The sequence below is a fragment of the Polaromonas sp. P1_E3 genome (genome assembly GCF_056405935.1).
This window is the reverse complement of the sequence record NZ_JBFUBD010000552.1, coordinates 1-2,270: the sequence shown is the minus strand read 5'-3', so window position 1 is coordinate 2,270 and position 2,270 is coordinate 1. Positions and strand designations below refer to the sequence as shown.

Below are 2,270 nucleotides of genomic sequence, written 5' to 3'. Positions count from 1 at the left end.
AAATTGTTTTTATCCTGGTCATGAGCACGGGGCCGCGCATCCATGCCCGGGTGGGTGGCCTGGCCGCCGGCGCCATTGCCAAATGGGATGGTTTGCGTTAAGGCCAATGCACCAGATACTTAGCACGCACTGAGACAAGGAAACACTATGGCCGCCATGATTCGAAAAATTGTTGTGCAGATCGACGAAACGCATATCGAGATGGGGAAAACCATCACTCCGCCGACACGAAGGGCATTGGCGATGGCCGTGATCGAAAATCCTTTTTCCGGGGTCTACGCGGAAAAACTTGATGCGCTGATGGACATTGGTGAGGAGCTTGGTGGGTTGCTGGGGCAAAAATGCGTGCAGGCCCTCGGGATTTCGCCGGGTCAGGCCCATAGCTACGGCAAAGCCGCCATCGTGGGCGAGGCGGGCGAGCTCGAGCATGCGGCCGCGATCCTGCATCCCAAACTGGGCGCACCGCTGCGCCTGGCGGTGGAAAAAGGCGCGGCACTGGTGCCCTCAAGCAAAAAGCGCGGTGGCCTTGGCACCGCCATTGACGTGCCGCTCGGACATAAGGACGCGGCATTCGTGCGCAGCCACTTTGATGCCATGGAGGCGCGCATTTCCGATGCCCCGCGGGCCAATGAAATTGTGGTTGCTGTTGTTGTCACGGACAGCGGCCGGCCCCTGCCGCGTGTGGGTGGGCTTCAAACCAGTGAAATCAAGGGAGAGGATGGGTTAAGGTAGCTCCGGTTGCCCATCTATCGTCCATTGCCAATAACTCACCATAGCCTTTCATCTGAAAAAGGTCCAGCTGATTATTAGGGACGACAACGCAAACCCTGGCGATGCGGTCCGCGCAGCCGAAGAACTTGTGTCGCGCGAAAAGGTCGACGTACTCACCGGTTCTTTCCTTTCCAATATCGGCCTGGCGTTGACCGATTTCGCCAAGCAGAAGAAGTTCTTCTTTCTGGCGGCCGAGCCTTTGACAGACAAAATCGTCTGGCAAAACGGCAATCGCTACACCTTCCGTTTGCGTACCTCCACTTATATGCAGGTGGCCATGCTGGTACCCGAAGCCGCTGCGATGAAGAAAAAGCGATGGGCGGTGGTGTACCCTAACTACGAATATGGGCAGTCTGCCGCAGCCACCTTCAAAACCTTGTTGAAGGCCGCACAGCCCGATGTGGAGTTCGTGGCTGAACAAGCGCCTCCGCTGGGCAAGGTAGATTCGGGCAGTGTGGTTCAGGCCATGGCCGACGCAAAGCCCGATGCCATCTTCAATGTTCTTTTCGGTGCCGACCTTTCGAAGTTTGTCCGTGAAGGCAATACCCGCGGCCTGTTTCAGGGGCGTGAGGTTGTCAGCCTGCTGACGGGTGAGCCCGAGTACCTCGATCCGCTCAAGGAAGAAACGCCCAACGGCTGGGTGGTGACAGGCTATCCCTGGTACGGTATCCAGACGCCCGAACACAAGGCCTTCTTCCTSGCYTACCACGGCAAATACAAAGACTATCCGCGCCTGGGCTCRGTSGTCGGYTAYAGCGCCATCAAGTCCCTGGCMGAAGGCATGAAAAAAGCCAARTCMACCGAYACYGARAARCTGATCACSGCYTTCCGCGGCCTGMATGTGACAACACCCTTTGGTCCCGTGGTTTTCCGTTCCGAAGACCACCAGTCCACGATGGGAGCTTATGTGGGGCGCACAAAAAATGAAGGCGGTAAGGGCGTCATGGTGGATTACCGGTATATCGACGGTTCAAAAGTCCAGCCTAGCAATGCCGAAGTGAAAAAGATGCGCGCTCCTGACTAGACCGGAGACGTGTTCGCAGTGGCCGGTGCCCGCGCCTCCTGCGGCGCCGTGTCGCTTGCCGGTCATCCGGTCCCGTGGGTAAAGCCAACGCTGCGCCCGCCACCTGCTATTTGCTGGTCACGCCATCTCGCAGAGAAAAAGGTTTGTTCATGAGCTTTTCAGGCTTTATCGTGCAATTGCTTAACGGCCTGGCCGGCGCATCGTCGCTGTTTCTGGTGGCCGCCGGTCTGTCGCTGATTTTTGGTGTCACGCGGATTGTCAACTTTGCACATGGGTCTTTTTTCATGGTGGGCATCTACGTTGCCTACTCATTAGTCAGTGCTCTCGGCAACACCGTGGGTTTCTGGCCTTCCTTGCTGATTGCTGCATTCGCTGTGGGTATTCTCGGCGCTCTGGTCGAGGTATTGTTGCTTCGGCGTATATACCGCGCTCCGGAACTCTTTCAGTTGCTTGCCACGTTCGCACTGGGCCTGGT

At 57.1% G+C, this 2,270-nt stretch carries 2 protein-coding genes and 2 pseudogenes; all 4 read left to right on the top strand.

Annotation, left to right across the window (positions count from 1 at the left end; all coding sequences use genetic code 11):
- Positions 1-101 (top strand): annotated as a pseudogene (locus tag AC1D0Z_RS21595) (amino acid synthesis family protein); the annotation flags it as partial.
- Positions 102-147: 46 nt separating this feature from the next.
- On the top strand, positions 148-732 hold the full coding sequence (locus AC1D0Z_RS21590; RefSeq protein WP_477660200.1) for an amino acid synthesis family protein: 585 nt from the start codon (positions 148-150) through the stop codon (positions 730-732).
- 55 nt (positions 733-787) lie between these two features.
- Positions 788-1,795: pseudogene (locus AC1D0Z_RS21585) on the top strand (ABC transporter substrate-binding protein); the annotation flags it as partial.
- 149 nt (positions 1,796-1,944) lie between these two features.
- Positions 1,945-2,270 (top strand): ABC transporter permease subunit (locus tag AC1D0Z_RS21580; protein WP_477660201.1); only part of this gene is annotated, 326 nt, incomplete at its 3' end.

Coding starts and splice junctions, on each gene's coding strand:
- AC1D0Z_RS21590 (WP_477660200.1), top strand. CDS start 148: ATGGCCGCCATGATTCGAAAAATTGTTGTGCAGATCGACGAAACGCAT.